General features: G+C 73.0%; 22 protein-coding genes. 12 read left to right on the top strand and 10 right to left on the bottom strand.

Annotated elements, in window-relative coordinates; all coding sequences use genetic code 11:
- Positions 1 to 19: 19 nt before the first annotated feature.
- The 6 genes from ACFQ2D_RS06120 to ACFQ2D_RS06095 form a co-directional block, all read right to left on the bottom strand.
- A complete protein-coding gene (locus tag ACFQ2D_RS06120; protein WP_280942957.1) occupies positions 20 to 1,009 on the bottom strand; it encodes an AAA family ATPase in 990 nt (329 codons plus the stop codon).
- Positions 1,006 to 2,124 carry a DUF4350 domain-containing protein gene (locus ACFQ2D_RS06115; protein WP_280942956.1) on the bottom strand — a complete coding sequence of 373 codons (1,119 nt, stop codon included), beginning with the start codon at positions 2,122 to 2,124 and terminating at the stop codon, positions 1,006 to 1,008. Before ACFQ2D_RS06115 ends, ACFQ2D_RS06120 begins: the two co-directional genes overlap by 4 nt.
- Positions 2,121 to 3,689: a DUF4129 domain-containing protein gene (locus ACFQ2D_RS06110; RefSeq protein WP_280942955.1), complete on the bottom strand. Its 1,569-nt coding sequence runs from the start codon at positions 3,687 to 3,689 to the stop codon at positions 2,121 to 2,123. The genes ACFQ2D_RS06115 and ACFQ2D_RS06110 overlap by 4 nt, the downstream gene beginning before the upstream one ends.
- Positions 3,679 to 4,713: a stage II sporulation protein M gene (locus tag ACFQ2D_RS06105; RefSeq protein ID WP_280942954.1), complete on the bottom strand. Its 1,035-nt coding sequence runs from the start codon at positions 4,711 to 4,713 to the stop codon at positions 3,679 to 3,681. The genes ACFQ2D_RS06110 and ACFQ2D_RS06105 overlap by 11 nt, the downstream gene beginning before the upstream one ends.
- Positions 4,710 to 5,393 (bottom strand): RDD family protein, encoded by a 684-nt coding sequence (locus ACFQ2D_RS06100; protein ID WP_280943376.1) that lies wholly within the window; start codon positions 5,391 to 5,393, stop codon positions 4,710 to 4,712. Before ACFQ2D_RS06100 ends, ACFQ2D_RS06105 begins: the two co-directional genes overlap by 4 nt.
- Positions 5,394 to 5,508: 115 nt before the next feature.
- A complete protein-coding gene (locus ACFQ2D_RS06095) occupies positions 5,509 to 6,066 on the bottom strand; it encodes a gamma carbonic anhydrase family protein (protein WP_280942953.1) in 558 nt (185 codons plus the stop codon).
- 54 nt (positions 6,067 to 6,120) lie between these two features.
- Here ACFQ2D_RS06095 and ACFQ2D_RS06090 point away from each other — a divergent pair, with 54 nt between their 5' ends.
- The 5 genes from ACFQ2D_RS06090 (at position 6,121) to ACFQ2D_RS06070 (ending at position 11,539) form a co-directional block, all read left to right on the top strand.
- Positions 6,121 to 7,524 (top strand): coniferyl aldehyde dehydrogenase, encoded by a 1,404-nt coding sequence (locus ACFQ2D_RS06090; protein WP_280942952.1) that lies wholly within the window; start codon positions 6,121 to 6,123, stop codon positions 7,522 to 7,524.
- 171 nt (positions 7,525 to 7,695) lie between these two features.
- The gene (locus ACFQ2D_RS06085) at positions 7,696 to 9,852 is read left to right on the top strand and encodes a sensor domain-containing protein (RefSeq protein ID WP_280942951.1); all 2,157 of its coding nucleotides are present in this window, start codon (positions 7,696 to 7,698) and stop codon (positions 9,850 to 9,852) included.
- A gap of 49 nt (positions 9,853 to 9,901) precedes the next feature.
- Positions 9,902 to 10,675 carry an exodeoxyribonuclease III gene (gene xth, locus ACFQ2D_RS06080; protein WP_280942950.1) on the top strand — a complete coding sequence of 258 codons (774 nt, stop codon included), beginning with the start codon at positions 9,902 to 9,904 and terminating at the stop codon, positions 10,673 to 10,675.
- A gap of 194 nt (positions 10,676 to 10,869) precedes the next feature.
- Positions 10,870 to 11,328 carry a DUF2884 family protein gene (locus tag ACFQ2D_RS06075; protein ID WP_280942949.1) on the top strand — a complete coding sequence of 153 codons (459 nt, stop codon included), beginning with the start codon at positions 10,870 to 10,872 and terminating at the stop codon, positions 11,326 to 11,328.
- Positions 11,329 to 11,344: 16 nt separating this feature from the next.
- Complete coding sequence (locus tag ACFQ2D_RS06070) at positions 11,345 to 11,539, top strand: hypothetical protein (RefSeq protein ID WP_280942948.1); 195 nt, start codon at positions 11,345 to 11,347, stop codon at positions 11,537 to 11,539.
- Between the two features lie 4 nt (positions 11,540 to 11,543).
- Here the strand turns inward: ACFQ2D_RS06070 and ACFQ2D_RS06065 are convergent, their stop codons facing one another.
- From ACFQ2D_RS06065 to ACFQ2D_RS06050, 4 genes are all read right to left on the bottom strand, one after another.
- Positions 11,544 to 12,608, bottom strand: a complete 1,065-nt coding sequence (locus ACFQ2D_RS06065) for a DUF5671 domain-containing protein (RefSeq protein ID WP_280942947.1) — start codon at positions 12,606 to 12,608, stop codon at positions 11,544 to 11,546.
- Positions 12,609 to 12,779: 171 nt separating this feature from the next.
- Positions 12,780 to 13,223: a PepSY domain-containing protein gene (locus ACFQ2D_RS06060; RefSeq protein ID WP_280942946.1), complete on the bottom strand. Its 444-nt coding sequence runs from the start codon at positions 13,221 to 13,223 to the stop codon at positions 12,780 to 12,782.
- A 190-nt stretch (positions 13,224 to 13,413) separates the two neighbouring features.
- Positions 13,414 to 13,680: a GlsB/YeaQ/YmgE family stress response membrane protein gene (locus tag ACFQ2D_RS06055; protein ID WP_280942945.1), complete on the bottom strand. Its 267-nt coding sequence runs from the start codon at positions 13,678 to 13,680 to the stop codon at positions 13,414 to 13,416.
- A 159-nt stretch (positions 13,681 to 13,839) separates the two neighbouring features.
- Entirely contained in the window at positions 13,840 to 15,228 is a 1,389-nt protein-coding gene (locus ACFQ2D_RS06050; protein ID WP_280942944.1) for an AMP-binding protein, read from the bottom strand.
- Between the two features lie 86 nt (positions 15,229 to 15,314).
- Here ACFQ2D_RS06050 and ACFQ2D_RS06045 point away from each other — a divergent pair, with 86 nt between their 5' ends.
- From ACFQ2D_RS06045 to rpmG, 7 genes are all read left to right on the top strand, one after another.
- Positions 15,315 to 15,929: a 4'-phosphopantetheinyl transferase family protein gene (locus ACFQ2D_RS06045; RefSeq protein WP_280942943.1), complete on the top strand. Its 615-nt coding sequence runs from the start codon at positions 15,315 to 15,317 to the stop codon at positions 15,927 to 15,929.
- A gap of 48 nt (positions 15,930 to 15,977) precedes the next feature.
- A complete protein-coding gene (rsmG, locus tag ACFQ2D_RS06040) occupies positions 15,978 to 16,616 on the top strand; it encodes a 16S rRNA (guanine(527)-N(7))-methyltransferase RsmG (RefSeq protein WP_280942942.1) in 639 nt (212 codons plus the stop codon).
- A gap of 140 nt (positions 16,617 to 16,756) precedes the next feature.
- Positions 16,757 to 17,581 (top strand): ParA family protein, encoded by an 825-nt coding sequence (locus ACFQ2D_RS06035; protein ID WP_280942941.1) that lies wholly within the window; start codon positions 16,757 to 16,759, stop codon positions 17,579 to 17,581.
- Positions 17,578 to 18,498, top strand: coding sequence for a ParB/RepB/Spo0J family partition protein (locus tag ACFQ2D_RS06030; protein ID WP_280942940.1), 921 nt, complete (start codon positions 17,578 to 17,580; stop codon positions 18,496 to 18,498). The genes ACFQ2D_RS06035 and ACFQ2D_RS06030 overlap by 4 nt, the downstream gene beginning before the upstream one ends.
- Positions 18,499 to 18,554: 56 nt before the next feature.
- Positions 18,555 to 21,266 (top strand): bifunctional acetate--CoA ligase family protein/GNAT family N-acetyltransferase, encoded by a 2,712-nt coding sequence (locus ACFQ2D_RS06025; protein ID WP_280942939.1) that lies wholly within the window; start codon positions 18,555 to 18,557, stop codon positions 21,264 to 21,266.
- 235 nt (positions 21,267 to 21,501) lie between these two features.
- A complete protein-coding gene (rpmB, locus tag ACFQ2D_RS06020; protein WP_280942938.1) occupies positions 21,502 to 21,738 on the top strand; it encodes a 50S ribosomal protein L28 in 237 nt (78 codons plus the stop codon).
- 13 nt (positions 21,739 to 21,751) lie between these two features.
- Positions 21,752 to 21,916 (top strand): 50S ribosomal protein L33, encoded by a 165-nt coding sequence (rpmG, locus tag ACFQ2D_RS06015; RefSeq protein WP_027070918.1) that lies wholly within the window; start codon positions 21,752 to 21,754, stop codon positions 21,914 to 21,916.
- Positions 21,917 to 22,107 lie beyond the last annotated feature (191 nt).

Below are 22,107 nucleotides of genomic sequence, written 5' to 3'. Positions count from 1 at the left end.
GCGTGGGCGGAAGCTTCGCTCACTTGCGCGGCGCGTCCACCTTGGCCAGCAGCGCGTGCAGCACCTGGTCGGCGTCCTGCCCTTCGATCTGCAGTTCCGGCGCCAGCGCGATGCGGTGGCGCAGCGCCGGCAGGGCCACGTCGCGCACGTCGTCGGGCGTGACGAAATCGCGCCCCGACAGCACCGCCTGCGCGCGCGCGGTGCGCACCAGCGCCAGGCTGCCGCGCGGTCCGGCGCCCAGCGCGATGCCCGGCCAGCCGCGGGTGGCCGCCACCAGGCGCACGGCGTAGTCGATCACCGCCGGGTCGAGCGTGGTCGCGGCGGTGCCCTGCTGCAGGGCGACGATGCCCTCGGCGTCGAGCACCTGCCGCACCTGCTCCAGGTCGAAGCCGGCCGCGACGCTGCCGTGGCTGATCGCGGTGACCATCGCCACCTCGTCGGCGTGCGCGGGATAGTCGATCAGCACCTTGAGCAGGAAGCGGTCGAGCTGCGCCTCGGGCAGCGGGTACGTGCCCTCCTGCTCGACCGGGTTCTGCGTGGCCAGGGTCATGAACGGCGGCGGCAGGGCGAAGCTCTGGCCCTCGATGGTCACCTGCTGCTCCTGCATCGCCTCGAGCAGCGCCGACTGGGTCTTGGCCGGCGCGCGGTTGATCTCGTCGGCCAGCAGCAGGTTGGTGAAGATCGGGCCGCGGCGCATGCTGAAGGTCTCGCTGCGCGCGTCCCACACCGCATGCCCGCTGACGTCGCTGGGCATCAGGTCCGGGGTGAACTGCACGCGCGCATGGCCGCAGCCCAGCGCGCGCGCCAGCGCGCGCACCAGCAGGGTCTTGCCCAGGCCCGGCACGCCCTCGATCAGCACGTGGCCGCCGGCCAGCAGCGCCACCAGGATCTGGTCGAGCACCTCGGCCTGGCCGATGAAGGCTTTCGACACTTCGTCGCGCACGCGCGCGACGCGTTCGACCAGGGCATCGCCGGTCACCGGCGCGGAGGGGGTAGCGGTGTCGCTCATAGTCGTTTTCTCATCTCGACGAGTCGGGCCACGCGCAGGCGGAAATCGCCGGCATCGCGCGGTCGCGGGGAACGCAGGGCGTGTTCGATCTCGGGCGCCGGCAGGCCGGTGCGCGCGGCGATGGCCTCGGCCTGGGCGACGCCCCCCAGCGCGGCCGCCAGGGGGTCGCGGCGACGCAGCCGCGCCAGGAAGTTCTCGCGCATGGCTGCGTGCAGCAGGGCGGTCAGCCCATGCCGGCGCAGGTGTTCGCCGCTGGCCTGGATGTGCTCGAGCAGCGAACGGCGCTCCTGCGGCGGCGGCGGCATCGCCGGGCCGACGCGCTGCAAGCGCATCCACAGCCAGGCCAGCAGCGCCAGCAGCAGCGGCAGCCAGGCCATCCACGCGCGATCGAGCAGCAGCCGCCACAGCGGCGGCATGTCCGCCGCGTAGACCAGGTGCATGCGCCCATGGCCGTAGTTGGGCGCGAGCAGCTGGCGCGCCAGCGCCAGGTGCGGCGTTTCGCGCAGGTTGCGGTTGTCGATGAAATCGGCGGAGGCGAGCACGTCGACCACCCCGTCGCCACGCGCCAGCCGCACGAACACGAAGCCCGCGTTGAAGTCGCCCCAGGACAACACCGGATTGGACTGCGGAGCGAAGCGCGTGCCGCCGCAGAATTCGACGTGCCGTTCCTGCCCGGGCACCAGCAGCTCCTCGCATTCGCCACGGCCGGGCCGCAGGCTCACTTCCAGGCGCGCCAGCAGGTCGCCGGGGCGCATCGCGTCCACGCGCTGGCCGCGCGGGGTGGTCACCAGCAGGTGTCCGCCTGCCTCCACCCACGCAAGCAGCCCATCGATGTCGCGCGCGGTCAGCGTGCGTGGATCGCCGAGCAGCAGCACGGTATCGCGCCGGCCCGGCAATGCCCGGGCGAAATCGAGCCGCTGCCGCGACTCGACCTCGAGCCCGTCGGCGCGCAGCGCCAGCTTGAGCGCGTAAAGCGGGTTGTAGGCGGCCTCGCCCGCCGGAGGCAGCACCTTGGTCTCCGTCACGCGCTCGTAGGTGCGGTGCCACCACCCCGCCAGCAGCCCCAGGCAGGCCAGTGCCAGCACCACCAGCGCGGGCGTGCGCCACCGGCTCACCCGGCCCACCCGAAGCGCAGCGACAGGTCCGACAGCAGCGATTCGAAGTCCGCCTCATCCGGCAGGCGCTGCGCATATGCCGCGAGCTGCCAGACGCGGACCATGCGCGCGAAACTCTCGCGGTCGGTGGCATCGGGCATGCGACGCGAGGCGCGCAGGCACTCGGCCTCGGTGGCGCCCGGCACCAGCGCGATGCCGATGCGCGCCGCCATCGCCTCGACGCTGCCGCGATACAGCAGCGCCAGGGCGCGTCGCGGCCGGCCCTCGTGCCACAGCCGGCGCGCTTCCGCCGCGAGGTTGCGGGGCAGGTGTTCGGGCTCGACCGCCTCGCCGACCTCAACCGGACTGTCCTGCGCGCGGCGGGCCGCCGCGCCGCGCATCCACGGCAGCCAGCGCTTCGCCGTCAGCGCGGCCCCCAGGGCGAGCAGGCCGACCAGGATCCACAGCCCGAACTCGCCCAGCACCGCCACCAGCTTGCCCAGCGTGCCCAGCCAGCCCGGGAGCTCGGCGGGGCTGGGCACGTCCGGGGTGCGCCGCGGTTGCCAACGCGTCTCGGTGCGGCTGCGGTTGAGCAGCGGATCCTCGTAGGCGCGCTTGACCGCCTGGCGGAACGGCGCGTCGTCGACCACTGCGTCCTGTCCGAACACGCGCGGCAGCGTCGGGGCCTTGCGCGCGCCGGGCACTTCGACCGTGGCCGCCTGCTGTGCCGCCTGCTCGCGCTGCTCCTGCAGTCGCTGTCCGACCTGTGCCGCGGCCGGCGGTGCGAGCAGCGGCAACGCCGCGAGCGCGAGCAGCAGCCCGGCGGCCTGCGACAGGCGTGCGCGCATGCGCCGCAGCACGATTTCGATGTCCCAGGCCTCGATCCTGACCCGGCGGTTGAGGTAGAGGCCGAAGCCCGCGCCGACGTGGAACGGTTCGACCGCCGAGATCGCCAGCCACAGCGCGCCGTTGAGCGCGAGCTGGGCGAGCCGCGGCGGCTCGCTGGTGAGCAGGGCCCACATCGCGCGTGCCGACTCGGACAGCAGTTGCTCGGGCACGAACATCAGCACCAGCGACAGCAGCGAGACGAACAGCACCAGGACGAACAGCAGGCACACGCCCGACAGCAGCAGCGCATGGCCCTGGATGCCGTCGACGATCACCGCGCGCCGCCGCGCCAGCGCCTCGCCGCTGACCCCCTCGAGCTGCTCCACCGGCAGCGCGATCGAACGCCATGGGCTGGGCCGGCGCCAGCCAAGCCGGCCCAGCGCACCGCGCCAGCCGCCCGCGCGCAGCGAGGACAGCGCCTGGCGCGTGTCCGGCGGGTCGCCGAAGACCGCGCGCGAGAGCACGGACAGCACGATGCGGTCGAACAGCGGCAGCAGCCACCACATCGCCAGCGTCGCCAGCCAGAGCGCGTCGAGCGCCCAGGCCGCGGCGTTGAGCAGGACGAACACGGGCAGGGTCGCTGCCGCCCAGGGCCGCCAGATCGCCCCGGCGTGGTGGCGCACCAGCGCATTGCCCAGCTCCATCGCTTCCCAGGGCGAACGCGGGCGCAGCTCGACCCGGACCTGGTCAAGGCGCATGCGGCGGTTCCTCGCTGCCTGCCTGCCGGCCTCCACGAAGGGCCACCGGCATCGCCGGATCCGCGCGCCCGCCGAACGCCAGCCAGCCCAGCACCAGCACCCACAGCACGGCGCCGACGCCGAACTTGACCGTTGCCGGGATCGAGCCGGTCGACGACCAGAACGCCTCGACGAATGCCGCGAACACCAGCATCGCCAGGATCCCCAGGCACAGCCGCGCGCCCACGCGCCCCGCTGCGGCCAGCGCATCGACGCGGCGCAGCCGCCCGGGCGCCAGCAGCGCCAGCCCGAGCCGCAGTCCGGCGGCGCCGGCGATCACGATCGCCACCAGCTCCGGAGCCGAATGCCCGGCCACGAAGCGCCAGAACGGATCGCCGTGGCCGATCGCCTGCAGGTGCCCGGCCACCGTGCCGAGCACCGCGCCGTTGAACAGCAGCACGAAGGCCGTGCCCACGCCGGCCAGCAGGCCCGAGGCGAACGTGCGGAAGCCGATGCTGACGTTGTTGTAGATGTAGTAGCCGAACATCGCCAGGTCGCTGCCGCTCTCGCGGCCCAGCTTGTGGCGCGCGTCGCCCGGGTCGTACATGGCCTCGAACTGGGCCAGCTGCTGCGGATTGAACACGCTGTGCGCCAGCTCGGGCCACTGCTGGACGGCGAGGAACAGCGCCACGCCCGGCACGGCGAACAGCACCGCCGCCAGCCACAGGCAGCCGCGCTGGGCACGGACCAGGCGCGGGAAGTCGGCCGCCAGGAAGCGCAGCGCGCGTCGCCACGGCGGCGGCGGCGCGCGGTAGAGCACGTCGTGGCCGCGCTGCATCAGCGCCTGCAGGCGCGCGGTCACCAGCGGGCTGTAGCCGCGCCGGCGCGCCAGCGCCAGCTGCTGGCACAGGCGCCGGTAGCGGGTCGGGATGTCCTCGTCGCGCGGCACGCCCTGGCCCCGGCGCGCCTGGCCGCGCGTGTCGAGCCACTGTTCGAACGCGCGCCATTCCGCTTCGTGGCGCGCGACGAAGGCCTCCTGCCTCATGCGCGCCGCCCCAGCAGCCACTGCGCGATGGCGAGCAGGCGGTCCACGCCCACCGGGCCCTGCCGTCCGGTCAACGGCGCGGCGATGCCGGCCAGTTCCTCCTGGCGCTGCGGCGTGAGCGTCCAGGCGCGCTCGGCGAACGCGATCAGCGCAGCCTGCTCGTCCGGCTGCAGCGGCACCGGCGGGGCCTGTGCCGGCGCCGGCGGCATGCCGGCGCCGTGGCCGCGGTCGGCCACGTGCACCACCATCGTCCGCGCCACCACGTCGCCCAGGCGCCGGCTCCAGGGATCGGCCAGGCTCGCCGCCAGGCCGAAGGCGTAGCCGAACGGCAGCATGTCCACGGTGCGCATCAGGTTGCGCAGGAACGAGGCCATCCAGCCCACCGGCGCGCCGTCGGCCGCGACCACCCGCAGGCCCAGCGCGCGCTTGCCCGGGGTCTGGCCGTGCCACAGCGCCTCGAACGCCACGGGGTAGCCCCACAGCACCAGGAACAGCAGGACCAGGTACAGGCCCATGCCCGCGCTGCCGAGCAGGCCGAACGCCATTGAAGCGATGAACACCAGCGCGAAGCGGATCGCCAGGTCGATCAGCCAGGCCAGCGCGCGCGGGACCGGGCCGGCGGCCGGCAGCCGCAGTGCGACGCCTTCGGGAGTGTGGATCTCGCGGACGGTATCGAGCATCAGCACGCCGCGCACGCGGCGGCGTCCGGCACGCGCGTCCCTGCGTCCCGCCCCCCGCACCCGCGTTGTGAGCGCTGGTCCCCGTGCACCGGGCTACTGTACGCGAGGCCCCCGGCTAGCGGGAGGCGTCGAGCAGGTATTCGTCCTTGAGCCGCACGTAGTGCTGCGCGCTGTAGTACAGCGCCTCGATCTGCGCGTCGTCGAGCTTGCGCACCAGCCGCGCCGGGTTGCCCAGCCACAGCTCGCCCTCGCCGACCACCTTGCCCGGCGAAACCAGCGCGTTGGCGCCGACGAAGCCGTGCTTCTTCACCACCGCCCCGTCCATCACCACCGCGCCCATGCCGATCAGGCAGGCGTCCTCGATGCGGCAGGCGTGGATGATGGCGCGGTGGCCGATGGTGACATCCTCGCCGATCACGGTGGCGAAGCCGCCGTCCTTCAGGTGCGGGCCGTCGTGGCTGACGTGCACCACCACCCCGTCCTGCAGGTTGCTGCGGGCGCCGATGCGGATGTAGTTGACGTCGCCGCGGATCACGGTCATCGGCCAGATCGACACGTCATCGGCCAGCACCACGTCGCCGATCACCTGGGCGGACGGGTCGATGAACACGCGCTCGCCCAGCTGCGGCACGCGGCCGCGGTAGGGGCGCAGGTTGGAAGGCCGGGACGTCATGGCCGCTATTGTAGGCCCCTCGCGCCCCCGGGGGCCCCGACTACACTGCGGCGCATGGAACCGGAGACCACGCTCGCCGAACTCGGCCCCACCCTGGCGCGGCTGCGCGCCGCCTGGCAGGCGCGCAAACCCGACCTGGCCCAGCGCCGCGACGACCTGGGGCGGCTGCGCGAGGCGCTGCGCGCGCGGCTGCCGGAGATGGCCGAGGCGATCGCGGCCGATTTCGGCCACCGCTCCCGGCACGAATCCCTGGTCGCCGACGGCATGACCGTGCTGGCCGGGATCGACCACCTGCAGCGCCACCTGCGCGGCTGGATGCGGCCGCGCCGGGTCGGTGCCGGCTGGCGGTTCTGGCCCGCGCGCGCGCAGTTGCGCAGCGAGCCGGTGGGCGTCGTGGGCGTCATCTCGCCCTGGAACTATCCGGTCAACCTGGCGCTTGCGCCGCTGGCCACGGCGGTCGCGGCCGGCAACCACGTCTTCCTCAAGCCCTCCGAACACACCCCGCGCAGCGCCGCCTTCCTGCGCGCGCTGCTGGCGCAGGTGTTTCCGCAGGACCGGGTGGCGGTGGCGACCGGCCAGTCCGAAGTGGGCGCGGCCTTCGCCGCGCTGCCGTTCGACCACCTGGTCTTCACCGGCTCGACGGCGGTGGGACGCAAGGTGATGGCGGCCGCGGCCGCCAATCTCACCCCGCTCACGCTGGAGCTGGGCGGCAAGTCGCCGGCGATCGTCTGCGCCGACATGCCCCCGGCGCGCGCCGCGGCGCGGCTGGCCACCGGCAAGTGGTTCAACGCCGGGCAGACCTGCATCGCTCCCGACTACGTGCTGGTGGTCGGCGATGCGGCCCGCCGCGACGCGCTGGCGCAGGCGCTGGCCGCCGAAGCGGCGGCGCGCTACCGCGACGGCGGCGACGACTACAGCCGCATCATCAACGACGCCCAGTTCGCGCGCCTGCAGGGCTGGCTCGACGAGGCGGCGGCCGCCGGCAGCCGGGTGCTCCGGCTTGCCGACCTGCACGACCCGGCGCGGCGCGTGTTCGCGCCGACCCTGGTGCTCGATCCCGCCCCCGACACCGCGCTGATGCGCGAGGAGATCTTCGGCCCGATCCTGCCGCTGCTGCGGGTGGACTCGCTCGAACAGGCCATCGCCTTCGTCAACGCACGCGACCGCCCCCTGGCCCTGTACCCGTTCAGCGACGATCGCGACAGCGTCGAGCGCATCCTCCGGAGCACCCTCGCCGGCGGCGTCACGGTCAACGACACCCTGGTGCATTTCGGCGTGGACGCGCTGCCCTTCGGCGGCGTCGGCGCCAGCGGCATGGGCGCCTACCACGGGCGCGCCGGTTTCGATGCGATGACCAAGCAGTTGCCCGTGCTGTGGCAGCCGCGCCGGGCCGCCACCGACCTGCTGCGTCCGCCGTACGCGCGGGTCTCGCGCCTGGTCGAGTGGCTGGCACGCTGAACGGGGAAGCGGCGTCGGTTCAAGGATGCGGGGCGCGGCGCCGATAGAGTGGCAAGACCTCCGGCCGAGCCCGACCATGTCCGTCGCCATCCAGCGTTGCCGCCGGGCTCCCGGCCCCCGGGTGCCGCCGGCCCGGCAGGGCCCGCGGTCCCGTACACGGGAGGCCGCGCGATGAACACGCAGCCCGGCGGGCAACCGCATCCGGTATCGGCGGCCGCGGCGGAGGCGATGGACCGGCTCTGGATCCGCAACCTGCTCGACGCCTCGGACGAGGTGATCTACTTCAAGGACCTGCAGAGCCGCTTCCTCCGCGTCAGCCTGGGCATGGCCAACCGCCATGGGCTGACCCAGGCGCAGCTGTCCGGCAAGACCGATTCGGACCTGTTCGCCGAGGCCCACGCCGCCAGCGCCCTGGCCGACGAGCGGGAGATCCTGCGCACCGGCCTGCCAATCGTGAACAAGGAGGAATGCGAGGGTTTCGCCGACGGCGCCGTGCGCTGGGTGTCGACCAGCAAGTTCCCGCTGCACGACATCGACGGCAGGATCGTCGGCACCTTCGGCGTCTCCCACGACATCACCCGGCGCGTGCTGGCCGAACAGGAGATGGTGCGCCTGGCCGAAGCTTCGGCCGCGGCCAGCGCCCGCCTGGCGCTGGTCGAGGCGCAGCTGCGTTCGGTGCTCAACGGTTCGGCCGACGCCATCGCCCAGTACGACCCCGACCTGCGCTACCGCTACATGAATCCGGCCGGCGAGCGCCTGCGCGGCCTGCCGCTGGCCGAACTCATCGGTCGCACCGATCGCGAGGTCCGGCCCGACCAGGCCGTGGAGTCGTGGGAGGCCGCGCTCCGGAACGTGCTGGACACCGGCAGCACCGGCGAACACGAATTCTCGATCACGATGCCCGACGGCAGCCAGGGCTGGTTCCACACCACGATCTCGCCGGAAACCGCCGTGGACGGCACGGTCATCGGGGTGCTCACCTCCACCCGCGACGTCACCGCGGCCAAGCGCGCCGAACGCGCGCTCGCGCACCAGGCCATGCACGATCCGGTGACCGGGCTGGCCAACCGCTACCTGCTGATGGACCGCCTGCAGCAGGCGCTGCTGCGGCTGGCGCGCAGCCCCGGGCGGGTGGTGCTGGTGTTCGTCGACCTCGACCAGTTCAAGGCGGTCAACGACGCCTACGGCCACGAGGTGGGGGACGAACTGCTGGTGCAGCTGGCGGCGCGGCTGTCGGCGATGCGCCGCCGCGAGGACACGGTGGCGCGCCTGGGTGGCGACGAGTTCGTGGTGCTGTGCGAACACGTGCAGTGCGACGCCAGCGTGCGCGAGATCGCATCGAAGATGGTGGATGCGCTGGCCGAACCGTTCGAGGTCGGCGCCGGGCTGCAGGTGCGGCTGTCGGCCAGCCTCGGCGTCGCCGTGGCCACCGATCCGGCCGCCAGCGCGTCCGACCTGCTGCGCAATGCGGACACGGCGATGTACCGGGTCAAGCAGCAGGGACGCAACGGCTTCCACGTGTTCGATGCGAGCGATGCGCTGTCCGACGGCACGCTCGAACTGGAGATCGACCTGCAGCATGCGCTCGCGCGCGGCCAGCTGGCCCTGGTCTACCAGCCGATGCATTCGCTCGAGGACCAGCGCCTGCTCGGCTTCGAGGCCCTGCTGCGCTGGCGGCACCCCACGCGCGGCACGCTGCTGCCGAAGGACTTCCTCGGCACCGCCGAACGCCTGGGACTGATGGGCCCGATCGGCGCCTGGGTACTCGACACCGCGTGCGCGCGCCTGTCCGCCTGGTCGCAGGACGCGCGGGACGCCGCGGCGCCCCTGCTGGTCGCGGTCAACGTGTCGGGCAACCAGCTGCGGGCGGCGGGCTTCGCCGACCAGGTGCGGCGCGCGCTCGCCGCCCATGCGCTCGCGCCGGCGCGGCTGCGGCTGGAGATCGGCGAACGCGACCTGATCCAGGACGACGTTCGCATCGAGGCCGCGCTGGTCGAACTGGGCGCGATCGGCGTGCAGCTGGCGGTCGACGACTTCGGCGCCTCGGTGACCTCGCTGGCGCGGCTGTCGAGCATCCCGGTCAGCGTGGTCAAGCTCGGCCGCTTCGCCGGCCTGCGCCAGCGCGAGATCATCGCGGCGGTCATCGCCACCGCGCACGGACTGGGCATGAGCGTGGTCGGCGCTGGCATCGAGGATGCCGGCCAGCTGGCCGAACTCAGCGACCTGGCCTGCGACGACGGGCAGGGCTTCCTGCTCGGACGGCCGCTGGAGGAAGCCGCGGTGCCGCGGCTGCTGCGCGAGGGTGGCGTCGAGCCGGCTGTGTCATAGTTCGCGGCCGATGGCGCGGCCAGCGCCGCCGCAGTACGACACCCGACCCATGCGCATCGCCAGCTGGAACGTCAACTCCCTCAACGTGCGCCTGCCGCACCTGACGCAATGGCTGCAGTCGTTCGCGCCGGACGTCGTGGGCCTGCAGGAAACCAAGCTCGAGGATCCGCGCTTTCCCGACGACGCACTGGCGGCGCTGGGCTATCGCAGCGTGTTCTGCGGGCAGAAGACCTACAACGGCGTGGCGATCCTGGCGCGCGAGCGCGCGATCGATCAGGTGCAGTACGGCATCCCCGGGTTCGAGGACGAGCAGAAGCGGGCGATCGCCGCCACCGTCGGCGACGTGCGCATCGTCAACCTGTACGTGGTCAACGGCCAGGACGTGGGCACCGAGAAATACGGCTACAAGCTGCGCTGGCTCGAGGCGGTGCGGGCCTGGCTGGCCGACGAACTGGTGCGCCATCCGCGCATGGTGGTGCTGGGCGATTTCAACATCGCGCCCGACGCGCGCGACGTGCACGATCCCACCGTCTGGAACGACGGGCACATCCTCACCTCCGCCGCAGAGCGGGAAGCGCTGCAGCGCCTGCTCGCGCTGGGGCTGCACGATGCGTTCCGCCTGCATCGCGAGGACGCCGGCATCTTCAGCTGGTGGGACTACCGGCAGGCGGCCTTCCGCCGCAACCTCGGCCTGCGCATCGACCTGACCCTGGTCTCGGACGCGCTGCGCGCGCACGCGGTGGAAGCCGACATCGACCGCGAACCGCGCACCTGGGACCGCCCCAGCGACCACGCGCCGGCCTGGGTGCGCCTGTCGGCCTGAGCGGGGCGCGTCCCGGACGCCACGCTGCCTTTCCGTACGTGCGGCGCGCCGACGCCGCCGGCAAGCTGCGCCACTCCCCGCCCTGCTTCCGCGGATGCGCCTGCCCTTCTCCCTCGGCGCCGCGCTGTGCCTGCTTCCACTGTTGGCTGAGGCCAGTCCCGGCCCGCCGAACTCCCTCCCTCGCAGTGCGACCTGTGACCGGCTACAACGTGCTGGTCGACGGCGGCGGGGTCTGGCTGTACCGCGCGCACGGCCTGCCGCGCGAGAACCGCATCCACGGCGGCGGGCTGAGCATCGACGGGCAGCTGCAGGCGGTCAGCGCAGCCGACGCGCTACGGCTGCGCGAACTGGAAGCGCAGGCGCGCGAGATGATGCCGCAGGCCACCGGGCTGGCACGCGAAGCCGTGGACCTGGGGTTCGATGCGCTGGCCGCCGTCGTCGACGGGCGGGGCGGCAGCCGGCGCAAGGCGCGGCAGGTCGATGGCATGCGCCAGCACGCCTTGGCCCATGTCGACCGCACCCTGGGCGCCGGCCGCTGGGACCAGGACGTGTTCGGCCCGGAGTTCGAGGCCGCGTCGAGCGCGCGGCCGAGCAGCTGGCCGCGAGCCTCGCGCGCAGCGTGCTGTTCGCCGTGTTCACGCGGAGCGGCTTGAGCGCCGCAGCGAGAAGATGGAAGCCGAAATCGAACGCCGCGTCGAGCCGCGGCGCGTTGCGCTGGAAGCACGCGCCGCGACACTGTGCGAGCAGGCCGCCCGCATCGACGAGCTGCAGCGCGCGCTCGAGTACCGGTTCGACGGCCGGCCGCTGCAGCTGCAGCTGCTGCGCCGCGAGGATCGCGCGCTCGCGCAGGCGGACGCCGACTGAAGGCTCAGCGCACCGTCGCGTCGCGCGACCCGGCCCGCCGCTGGAAGCAGTGGCGTCCGGCTGGATGCGCCCAGCCAGCGTCATCGCTGCCATCCGTCCGCCCACTGGCGGCGGCGAACACCGCGCACAGCCGGTAGCGATCGTCGCCCAGCACGGCATATCCGTAGGCCTGACCGGTCGCCGGATCGGCCAGCGACAGGACGTCGGCTCCCTCCAGCGCAGCGAGCGCGGCGGGCAGCGCGTCGTGCTGGCGGGCGTGCCGCTCGATCGCCGCCTCGAGCCGCATCAGTTCCTGCACGCGGCGTTCGTCGATCCGGGCCTGCCGCTGTTCGGCCGGCAGGCCGGTCAGCGCCAGGGCCACCGCCACCGTGGCGACGATCGCCGCTCCCGCGGCCACCACCAGGGCACGTCCGCCGACGCCGCCCGCGGGCTCGCGCTGCTCGTCGCGCAGGTCGGCCAGGTACCAGCCGAACACGGTGCCGGCGACCAGGCCCGCGATCGCCACCTTCAGCACGAAGCGCAGGCTCAGTTCGCCTCCCAGCACGTTGTAGACCAGCGCAACGAGGTCGCCGACCAGCACGCCGGCGGCGATGAACAGGGTCAGGTAAGTCAGCCAGCGGCGCACCGGCGACAGGCGCCGCGCGGGATCCCGCCGCAGCTCGCCGGCGATCCGGTGGGCCATGAAGGCGAACACCGGGTAGGCCACCAGCAGCGTCGCCACCGACCAGCGGACCGAACGCGGGAGTGCGAGTACGCGGTACTCGGGATCGGCGGGATCGGGCAGCAGGATCCCGACGATGTCGAACAACAGGCTGGCCAGGTGCCAGGCGGTCAGGTACAGCGTGGTGAACAGCACCAGGTAGTGGAACGCGTCGCGGGCGGACAGGTAGGGCCGGGGGCGCGGCACCGGCACCACGAACGGCTGGTCGGCCCACGCCGCCAGCGGGGCCCGGATCTGTTCCGGCCGCCAGCCCGCCTCGACCAGCGCCGCTTCGACCTCCTGGCGCGATGCACCCGCGGTGAGGGCATCGCGGACGAACTGTTCGACTTCCTGGGTGGCCGATGCCATGGCGGTGTTCCGGTCCTGCGAAGGCGGCCACGCTCGCGCGCGGCGAAGCAGCGGTCAAGTCGGGCGCCGAAAGTCTAGCGATCCTCGACCCGCAGTCGCACAGGGGCGCGCCCAGCCGGACGCGCCCCATCCATGCGACTTCGGCCGGCGACGCCGACGGCCGCTGCTCGATCAGTCGCGCTCGCTGCCGATCACCTTGCCGGTGGCCGGGTCGAGCCGGAGTTCGAGGTCCTTGCCCTGGGCGTCCTCGGCTTCGGCCTTCCAGACGCCCTCATCGAACTGCAGGTCGTGGATGTTCGAATAGCCCGCCGCGGCGAGGCGGGCCTTGACGTCGTCCTCGCTGAGCGTGGCTACCTGCTCGTCGGGGTAGACGTTTCCGGTGCGCGGGTCGATCGACAGGTCGACCCGGTTGCCGTCGGCGCTGCGCGCGTCGGCGGTCCACACGCCGTCCTCGAATTCCACGTCGTTGATATTGGTATAGCCCTGCGCCTCGAGCTTGGCGCGGACCTCGGCGGAGGTCAGCGACTTGTCCTGGGCGAGTGCGGCGCCACCGGCCAGCAGGGCGGTCGCGGCGATGGCGATAGCGGTATGGCGGAACATGCTGCGATTGGACATGGTGCGGCTCCTGCATCGGGGGAGTGCGCATGCTGGGAGCCACGCCTTCAACCACGGGTGAAACGCGCGGATGTCCGCGGGCTTGCGTTCATCGATGCATAGGCGGCGGCAACCGTGGGCGAAAACCCGGGCGAAAAAAAAAGGCCCGGCGCAGCCGGGCCTTCCCGCGTCCATGCATGACGTGGTCGCGTCAGCGGACACTCCCGCGGCGGAACAGGTTGACGATCGCGAGCAGGATCACCGCGCCGATCAGCGAGACGATGAAGCTCATGACCGTGATGCCGTCGTTGATCGAACCGGCACCGAGCATCGGGCCGATCAGCCAGCCGCCGATCATGGCGCCGATGATGCCCACGATGATGTTGAGCAGGATGCCCTGCTGCGCGTCGCGCCTCATGATGATGCTCGCCAGCCAGCCAACGATGCCGCCGACGATCAACCAGACGATGATGCCCATGCGCTGTCTCCCGGTGAATTGATGGTCGCACTCCCGTTCGGAGTGGGCGCCATGCTGGCAGCGGGATCGTGACGGCGATGTCAGCGCAGCAGCGGCTGCGCAGCGGGCTTGCAGTCCGCTCGAAGCGGCGGCGCGCGGGCGCTGCGGCCTGGCGCGGGCTCAGGACGCGGCGTCGCTGCCCTGCAGCATCCGCAGCAGTGCTTCGCGCGGCAGCTTGCCGGTCTCGTTGCGAGGCAGCGCCTGCACGCGGCGCAGCGGGCGCGGCAGGAACACCGGGTCGACGCTGCGGCGCAGCGCCTCGCGCACGTCGCGTTCGTCGATGCCATCGCCCACGAACAGCGCGGCGATGCGGCGCACGCCGCCGGCTTGCGCATCGAGCTGGACCATCGCGCCGTCGCGCACGCCCGGGATCGCCAGCAGGCGGCGGGTCAGGTCGGCCAGCGACGCGCGCTTGCCCGCGATCTCGAGCAGGTCGGCCTGGCGGCCGTGCAGGACGAAGCGGCCGTCGTCCTGCAGTCCGAACAGGTCGGCCAGCAGCACCGGCTGTGCCAGGTGCGGCGCCGACACCAGGGTCCCGTCGGGCCGGGGCTGCAGGCGCACGCCCGGGTACGGCGTCCAGGCGCTGTCCCGCGCGGTGCGGCGGAAGGCGAAGATGCAGGTCTCGGTCGACCCGAAGGTCTCGCGCACCTCGCAGCCGAAGCGCGCTTCGGCCTCGGCCGCGAGTTCGGCCGGCAGCGGTGCGGTCGCGGTGACGATGCCGGCCAGCGGCGGCAGCGCGACGCCCGATTCGAGCAGCGCGCGCAGGTGCACCGGCGTGCTCACCAGCAGGCGGGGCGTCGACGCCTCGGCCAGCGCGCGCGCGATGTCGTCGGGAAAGAACGGGCGCCCGCGGTGCACGGCGCCGCCGCCGAGCAGCGGCAGCATCACCGACAGCTCGACGCCGTACATGTGCTGCGGCGGCACGGTGGCCACCACGTCCGGCAGGCATGCCTCGGGCCACAGGCTGGCCAGCGCCGCCAGGTTCTGCGCGGTGCTGGTGCGGAACGATCCCAGCGTCTTCGCGTTGGCCGATGGCTTGCCGGTGCTGCCCGAGGTGAACCCGATCGCGACCACCGCCGCATCGTCGACATGCAGCGGCGCGCCCTCCAGCGCCGGCAGCTCATGCGGCAGGGCGATGAAATGGCCCTCGGGGCGCAGCCCGGCGTCGCAGCCGCAGGCATCGCCATCGCCGATGCAGTAGCTGTCCGGATACTGCGCGCGGACCTCGTCGATCGCCGCGCGCGTGCGGCTGGGCGGCAGCAGGTTGGACTGGCCACGCACGGCCACCGCGCAGAACGCCACCAGGAAGCGGTAGCGGTCCTCGCACAGGTTCACCGCGTGCGCGGCCTCGGGCAGGCGCGCGGCCAGCGCGCGCACGTGGGCCGCGAACTGCGCGCGCGTGGTGGCGCCGGTGGCATCGAAGGAAAAGCGCCCCGCCGGCGCGCCCGAAGGCAGCGCAGCCGATGCGGCAGGCGACTGTTGCGTGCTGTGCTGGATGACTGCCGACATGCGTCCCGACCGGCGGTCCGTTCGCGCCGCCACGCCGGCTAGCTTACGCTGGCGCGCCAGTACGACGAAGGATCCGCGCCGCGCCGATGTCCAGTTCCGAGCACAGCCTCGCCGTCGGTCCGGTGCGTTGCGCCTGGTTTCCCTACCGCCGCGGCGAACCGGCCGAGCCGCAGGCGCGGCGCTGGCTGTCGCAGGCGCTGGCCGTCCCGGAGGCCGCGCTGGGCCTGGAGCGCGATGCGCACGGACGACCGCACCTGGACCCCGGGCATGGCGACTGCGACGCCAACTGGAGCCACAGCGGCGAGCGCCTGCTGGTGGCGCTGGCGCGCGGCGCGCGCATCGGGGCCGACATCGAATGGCTGCGGCCGCGGCCCAATGCGATGACCCTGGCCCGGCGCTTCTTCACTCCGGGCGAGGCCCAGGCGCTGGCGGCGCTGCCGCACGATCTGGCCGAGCGCTGGTTCGTGCGGCTGTGGTGCGCCAAGGAGGCGGTGCTCAAGGCGCACGGCCGCGGGATCGCCTTCGGCCTGGAGCGGCTGGAGTTCACGCCCGACGGCGAAGGCTGGCGGCTGAGCGCCTGCGATCCGGCGCTGGGCGCACCCGCGGACTGGCGGCTGCACGCCTTCAGTCCCGGCCCCGGTTACCTCGCCACCCTGGCCTGGCGGCGCTGGCCCGCGGACGCGGCTGCCTGTCCGCGCTAGCGCTTGCGCACCCGCCGTGCAGGCGCCGCGGCTGCCTACAATGACGCCATGACCGACCCCGATCCCGCCCTGCGCGCCGACCTCGACGCCGGCCTCGATACGCTCGGCCTGGCCCCGGAACTGGCCCGGCCGCTGCTCGACTACCTGGCCTTGCTGCAGCGCTGGAACGCCACCTACAACCTCACCGCCATCCGCGATCCGAAGCAGATGGTGGTCCTGCACCTGCTCGACTCGCTGGCGATGCATCCCTACCTGGACGGCATCGCCACCCTGGCCGACCTGGGCACCGGCCCCGGCCTGCCCGGCATTCCGCTGGCGCTGGCGCGCCCGCAGCTGCAGGTGACCCTGGTCGAGTCGGCCGGCAAGAAGGCGCGGTTCCTGCGCGAAGCCGTCCGCAGCCTCGGCCTGCGCAACGCGCGCGTGGCCGAGCGCCGCGCCGAGGCGCTCGACGAGCCCGGCGCCTACGACGCGATCACCGCGCGCGCGCTGGCCACCCTGCCCGAGATCCTGGCCGTCGGCGGCCACCTGCCAGGTCCCGCCGGCCGCCTGCTGGCGATGAAGGGCGTGCGCCCGGACGAGGAGATCGCGGCCCTGCCGGCCGGCTGGCGGCTGCAGGCGGTGCATCCCCTGCAGGTGCCCGGTCTGGCTGCCGAGCGCCATCTGGTGGTGGTCGAACGCGCCGGCTGAGGGCGATGGACGGGCCGGATCGCGCCTCGACCGGCCCGATCGGCCATGATCCAAGCCGATTGGGCGAAGGCGCGGCATAATCCCCTGTCCGGGCCGCGCCCTGCGGCCAACCTCCGCCGCTACAAAAGGCTCCCGGACCCATGGCCCGCATCATCGCCATCGCCAACCAGAAGGGCGGCGTCGGCAAGACCACCACCGCCGTCAACCTGGCCGCCGCGCTCGCCGCCATTCCGAAGCGGGTGCTGCTGATCGATCTCGACGCCCAGGGCAACGCCACCATGGGCAGCGGCATCGACAAGCGCGACCTGCCCGCGTCCACCTGCGACGTGCTGCTCGAGGAAGTGCACGCCGAAGACGCGCTGATGGAGACGGCCGAGGGCTACGACCTGCTGCCGGGCAACACCGACCTGACCGCGGCCGAGATCGAGCTGATGGACGAGGCCGGCCGCGAACAGCGCCTCAAGCGCGCGCTCGAGCCGCTGCGCCCGCGCTACGACTACATCGTCATCGACTGCCCGCCGGCGCTGTCGCTGCTCACCCTCAACGCGCTCACCGCCGCCGACAGCGTGCTGGTGCCGATGCAGTGCGAGTACTACGCGCTCGAGGGCCTGACCGCGCTGCTGCAGACCATCGACGCGCTCAAGGCGCAGCTCAACCCGGGCCTGGAAATCGAAGGCGTGCTGCGCACCATGTTCGACGTGCGCAACAACCTGGCCAACGCGGTCTCGGCCGAACTGGTCGAGCATTTCGGCGACAAGGTGTTCCGCACCATCGTGCCGCGCAACGTGCGCCTGGCCGAGGCGCCCAGCCACGGCCAGAGCATCATCGGCTACGACCGCGCCTCGCGCGGCGGCATCGCCTACCTCGGCCTGGCCGGGGAGGTGGAGCGTCGCCGCCGCGAGCGCGAGCAGGCCGCACGCGAACCCCAGCAGAAGGAAGCCAACGTGACGGAGACCCCGGCATGACCACCGCCAAGTCCGCGCCCGCGAAGAAGCGCGGCCTCGGCCGTGGCCTGGAGGCCCTGCTCGGGCCGAAGGCCGCCGCGGAAGCCCCCCGCCTCGAGGCCGCGCCGGAGGACGCGCTGCGCAGCCTGCCGGTCGACGCGCTGCGCTCGGGCAAGTACCAGCCGCGCCGGCAGTGGGACGCGGCCAAGCTCACCGAACTGGCCGAGTCGATCAAGGCCCAGGGCGTGATCCAGCCGATCGTGGTGCGCGCACTGCCCGACCGCACCTACGAGATCATCGCCGGCGAGCGCCGCTGGCGCGCCTCGAAGGAAGCCGGCCTGGCCGAGGTACCGGTGGTGGTGCGCGAGGTCGACGACCGCACCGTCGTGGCGATGGCGCTGATCGAGAACATCCAGCGCGAGGACCTCAACCCGCTCGAGGAGGCGCAGGCCCTGCAGCGCCTGATCGACGAGTTCGACCTCACCCACGCCGCCGCCGCCGAGGCGGTGGGACGTTCGCGCGCCGCGGTGTCCAACCTGCTGCGCCTGCTGGAACTGCCGGCGCCGATCCGCGCCCTGGTCGAGGGGCGGCGACTGGAGATGGGCCATGCGCGCGCGCTGCTGACCCTGGCCCCGGAGCTGGCGGTCAAGCTGGCCAACGATGCCGCCGAACACGGCTGGTCGGTGCGCGAGGTGGAGCACCGCGCGGCGCAGTTCGCCGCCGGCAAGGTGCCCGGCTCGCCGAAGAAGAAGACCTCGGCCAAGGCACCCGTGCCGCCGGACATCGCCACGCTGGAAAACGAGCTGTCCGAATCGCTGGGCGCCAAGGTCAGCATCCACAACGGCCGCGCCAACAAGGGCAAGCTGGTGATCCACTACGCCAACCTCGACGCGCTGGACGGCGTGCTGGAGCGGCTGCGCAACCGCCAGGGCCGCTGACCTCGCAGCCTGCGGCGCCCACGCGGCCGCCACCGCATCGCGCGATACTGTGCCGCATGAGCACCTGGCGCCTGGATTCGGTGTTTGCGCCCGCCTCCATCGCGGTGGTGGGCGGCAGCCCGCGCGCGCGTTCGGCCGGGCGCGCGGTGATGCGCAACCTGCGCGCCTCGGGCTATGCCGGCCGCATCGGCTGGGTCACGCCCCGGCATCGCGAGATCGACGGCATCGCCACGGTGCGCCGCCTGCGCGAGCTGGGCTGGGTGCCGGAGCTGGCGGTGATCACCGCGCCGGCGGCCGTGGTCCCGGCCCTGGTCGAGGAGGCCGCCGCGCTCGGCGTCGCCGCGGCCGTCCTGCTCACCGCCGAGTTCGGACCCGGGCGCGACGACTTCCACGCGCGCATCGAACGCGCCGCGCGCCCGCGCGGCATGCGCATTCTCGGGCCGCACTGCCTGGGCATCGTCTCCCCGCACGCCGGGCTCAACGCCAGCATCGCCGCCGGCATGCCGCAGCCGGGCGAACTGGCGCTGGTGTCGGAGTCGAGCGCGATCGCCGCGGCCCTGATCGAATGGGGCATGTCGCGCTCGGTGGGGTTCTCCAAGGTGGTGTCGCTGGGCGACGCGCTGGACGTCGATTTCGCGGACCTGCTCGACTACCTCGCCACCGATCCGCGTACCCGCTCGATCCTGCTTTACGTCGAACGCATCGGCGATGCGCGCAAGTTCATGTCGGCCGCGCGCGCCGCGGCGCGCGCCAAGCCGGTGGTGGTGGTGAAGCCGGCGCGGCCGCAGCCGCCGCAGAGCATCGCCGAGATCGGACTGCGCGCGCTGGCGCCGCCGGACGCGGTGCACGCGGCGGCGTTCCGCCGCGCGGGCCTGCTGCAGGTGGACGCGCTGGACGACCTGTTCGCCGCCGCCGAGACGCTGGGTACGCTGCGGACCTTCCCGGGACGGCGTCTGGCGATCCTGGGCAACGGCGGCGGCGTGGGCATGCTCGCCGCGCAGCAGCTGCAGCGCCTGGGCGGCACCCTGGCGGCGCTGTCGCCCCAGACCCGCCAGGCGCTCGACGGCGTGCTGGGAGGCGGCTGGTCGCACGACAACCCGGTCGACATCGTGGTCGATGCGGATGGCGCGCGCTACGCGACCGCGGTCGAAGGGCTGCTGGCCGACCCCGACAACGACGCGCTGCTGGTGGTCAACGTGCCGACGGCGCTGTCGCCGCCCACCGAGTCGGCGCAGGCGCTGGCCGGGGCGCTGGCGCGGCGCCGGGGCGCGGCCGCGCGCAAGCCGGTGTTCGCGGTGTGGCTGTCGAACGATCCGCAAGCGCACGCCGCCCTGCATGCCGCGCAGCTGCCGGTGTACGCCACCGAGACCGAGGCGGTGAACGGCTTCATGCACCTGGTGCGCTACCGCGAAGCGCAGCAGGCACTGATGGAAACCCCGCCCAGCCTGCCGGCGGACTTCACCGTGGACGCGGCGGCCGCGCGCGCACTGGTGCAGGCCGCGGTGGCGCGCGGCGAGGTGCAGCTCGACCCGCAACTCACCGCGCGCATCCTCGCCGCCTACGGCCTGGCGTACGAGCCGCCGCTGGCGGCGGCCGGTCCCGACGCCGCCGTCGACGCGGCGACGCCGCTACTCGAGGCCGGCCGCCTGGTGGCGGTGAAGATCGACTCGCCCGATGTCGCCCACAAAAGCGCGATCGACGGCGTCCGGCTCAACCTGGCCAGCGCGCGGGCAGTGCGCGACGCGACCGCCGACGTGCTGCGCCTGGCGCGCGAGCGGCGTCCGGATGCCCGGATCCGCGGGGTCACGGTGCAGGCCATGGTCGACCGTCCGCATGCGCGCGAACTGATCGCGGCGATCGCCGACGACCCGGTGTTCGGCCCGGTGATCGTGTTCGGCCGCGGCGGCACCGCGGTGCGGGTGATCGACGACCTGGCGCTGGCGCTGCCGCCGCTGGACCTGCGCCTGGCCCACGAGCTGATCGGGCGCACCCGCGTGGCACGACGGCTCAAGGCCCACCGCAACCAGCCTGCGGCCGACGAGCGCGCGGTTGCGCTGGCGCTGGTGAAACTGGCCCAGCTGGCCGCCGACGTGCCCGAGATCCGGCAGATGAGCCTCAACCCGCTGCTGGCCGACGCCGGGGGAGCGGTGGCCGTGGATGCGCGCATCCTGGTCGGTCCGGTCCAGGCCCTGCACCGCGGCCGCGGCCATCCGCGCTTCGCCATCTTCCCCTACCCCAGCGAGTGGGAGCGCAGCATCACCCTGGCCTCGGGACGGCCGGCGCGCGTGCGCCCGGTGCGGCCGGAGGACGAGGCGCTGTTCCGCGAGTTCTTCAGCCACGTCACCGACGAGGACCTGCGCCTGCGCTTCTTCCAGTCGGTCAGGCATTTCAGCCACGAGTTCATCGCGCGCCTGACCCAGATGGACTACGCGCGCTCGATCGCGCTGCTGGCGCTGGACGAGGCCGGAACCATGCTCGGTGCGGTGCGCCTGCACGCCGACGCCAACTTCGAGACCGGCGAGTACGGGATCCTGGTGCGCTCCGACCTGAAGGGCCAGGGGCTGGGCTGGCAGCTGATGACGATCATGATCGAGGTGGCCGGCTGGCTGGGCCTGCGCGAGGTCGAGGGCCAGGTGCTGCGCCAGAACCGCGGCATGCTGGCGATGTGCGCCCAGCTGGGCTTCGCGATGCAGCCCGATCCGGACGATCCCGCGCTGATGCTCGTGCGCCTGCCGGTGGGGACCGGGGCGGTGCCGCCCGCCGGCTGAGCCGGTTCGGGGACCCGGACTTGTCCACAGGCCGTCGTCCGGGCATAATGCCCGGCTCGCTGCGCCCGGACGCCTTTCGTCCCGGGCATGGACCGGCCGGACACGCGCTTTCCGCCCGCCTCCCCGTGCAGCGCCTGACCCGCAACGCGTGGCAGGCACGGCCCCTTCGGCCGCGCCCGCCGGGGCCGCCGCCTCCCTGGCCAAGGGGGGCACCATGACACTTTCGAGGTGTGCAATGTCCCGAGTCTGCCAAGTCACCGGCAAGCGTACGACGACCGGCAACAACGTGTCGCACGCGATGAACAAAACCCGCCGCCGCTTCATGCCGAACCTGCACGAGCGCCGGTTCTGGGTCGCCAGCGAGAACCGCTGGGTGAAGCTGCGCGTTTCCACGGCTGCCCTGCGCACCATCGACAAGAACGGCATCGACGCCGTGCTCGCCGACCTGCGCAAGCGCGGCGAGAAGATCTGAGGAGCAGGACGTCATGGCATCCAAGCGCGACAAGATCCGTCTGATTTCGTCGGCCAACACCGGCCACTTCTACACGACGGACAAGAACAAGAAGAACACCCCCGGCAAGATGGAGATCAAGAAGTACGATCCCGTCGTGCGCAAGCACGTGATCTACAAGGAAGGCAAGATCAAGTGATTTGACGGCCACGCGGACGCGTGGCCGCCGGATGGTCCCCCGGTGCGAACCGGGGCCGCGAAACCCGCCGCAAGGCGGGTTTCTGCGTTGTGGGACTGCGGCGTGTGCCGGGTGAGGGCGGGACCGTCGTTGCGGCGCCCCCCCACCCCGGCCCTCCCCCGGGAGCGGGGGAGGGAGTCCACGGAGGGCCG

This window comes from Luteimonas composti, from assembly GCF_042678665.1.
Classification (GTDB): domain Bacteria; phylum Pseudomonadota; class Gammaproteobacteria; order Xanthomonadales; family Xanthomonadaceae; genus Luteimonas; species Luteimonas composti.
The sequence above is the reverse complement of the archived record's forward strand: the minus strand, read 5'-3'. Positions and strand labels throughout refer to the sequence as shown.

Coding starts and splice junctions, on each gene's coding strand:
- ACFQ2D_RS06120 (WP_280942957.1), bottom strand. CDS start 1,009: ATGAGCGACACCGCTACCCCCTCCGCGCCGGTGACCGGCGATGCCCTG.
- ACFQ2D_RS06110 (WP_280942955.1), bottom strand. CDS start 3,689: ATGCGCCTTGACCAGGTCCGGGTCGAGCTGCGCCCGCGTTCGCCCTGG.
- ACFQ2D_RS06105 (WP_280942954.1), bottom strand. CDS start 4,713: ATGAGGCAGGAGGCCTTCGTCGCGCGCCACGAAGCGGAATGGCGCGCG.
- ACFQ2D_RS06100 (WP_280943376.1), bottom strand. CDS start 5,393: ATGCTCGATACCGTCCGCGAGATCCACACTCCCGAAGGCGTCGCACTG.
- ACFQ2D_RS06095 (WP_280942953.1), bottom strand. CDS start 6,066: ATGACGTCCCGGCCTTCCAACCTGCGCCCCTACCGCGGCCGCGTGCCG.
- ACFQ2D_RS06090 (WP_280942952.1), top strand. CDS start 6,121: ATGGAACCGGAGACCACGCTCGCCGAACTCGGCCCCACCCTGGCGCGG.
- ACFQ2D_RS06085 (WP_280942951.1), top strand. CDS start 7,696: ATGAACACGCAGCCCGGCGGGCAACCGCATCCGGTATCGGCGGCCGCG.
- xth (WP_280942950.1), top strand. CDS start 9,902: ATGCGCATCGCCAGCTGGAACGTCAACTCCCTCAACGTGCGCCTGCCG.
- ACFQ2D_RS06070 (WP_280942948.1), top strand. CDS start 11,345: ATGGAAGCCGAAATCGAACGCCGCGTCGAGCCGCGGCGCGTTGCGCTG.
- ACFQ2D_RS06065 (WP_280942947.1), bottom strand. CDS start 12,608: ATGGCATCGGCCACCCAGGAAGTCGAACAGTTCGTCCGCGATGCCCTC.
- ACFQ2D_RS06060 (WP_280942946.1), bottom strand. CDS start 13,223: ATGTCCAATCGCAGCATGTTCCGCCATACCGCTATCGCCATCGCCGCG.
- ACFQ2D_RS06055 (WP_280942945.1), bottom strand. CDS start 13,680: ATGGGCATCATCGTCTGGTTGATCGTCGGCGGCATCGTTGGCTGGCTG.
- ACFQ2D_RS06050 (WP_280942944.1), bottom strand. CDS start 15,228: ATGTCGGCAGTCATCCAGCACAGCACGCAACAGTCGCCTGCCGCATCG.
- ACFQ2D_RS06045 (WP_280942943.1), top strand. CDS start 15,315: ATGTCCAGTTCCGAGCACAGCCTCGCCGTCGGTCCGGTGCGTTGCGCC.
- rsmG (WP_280942942.1), top strand. CDS start 15,978: ATGACCGACCCCGATCCCGCCCTGCGCGCCGACCTCGACGCCGGCCTC.
- ACFQ2D_RS06035 (WP_280942941.1), top strand. CDS start 16,757: ATGGCCCGCATCATCGCCATCGCCAACCAGAAGGGCGGCGTCGGCAAG.
- ACFQ2D_RS06030 (WP_280942940.1), top strand. CDS start 17,578: ATGACCACCGCCAAGTCCGCGCCCGCGAAGAAGCGCGGCCTCGGCCGT.
- ACFQ2D_RS06025 (WP_280942939.1), top strand. CDS start 18,555: ATGAGCACCTGGCGCCTGGATTCGGTGTTTGCGCCCGCCTCCATCGCG.
- rpmB (WP_280942938.1), top strand. CDS start 21,502: ATGTCCCGAGTCTGCCAAGTCACCGGCAAGCGTACGACGACCGGCAAC.
- rpmG (WP_027070918.1), top strand. CDS start 21,752: ATGGCATCCAAGCGCGACAAGATCCGTCTGATTTCGTCGGCCAACACC.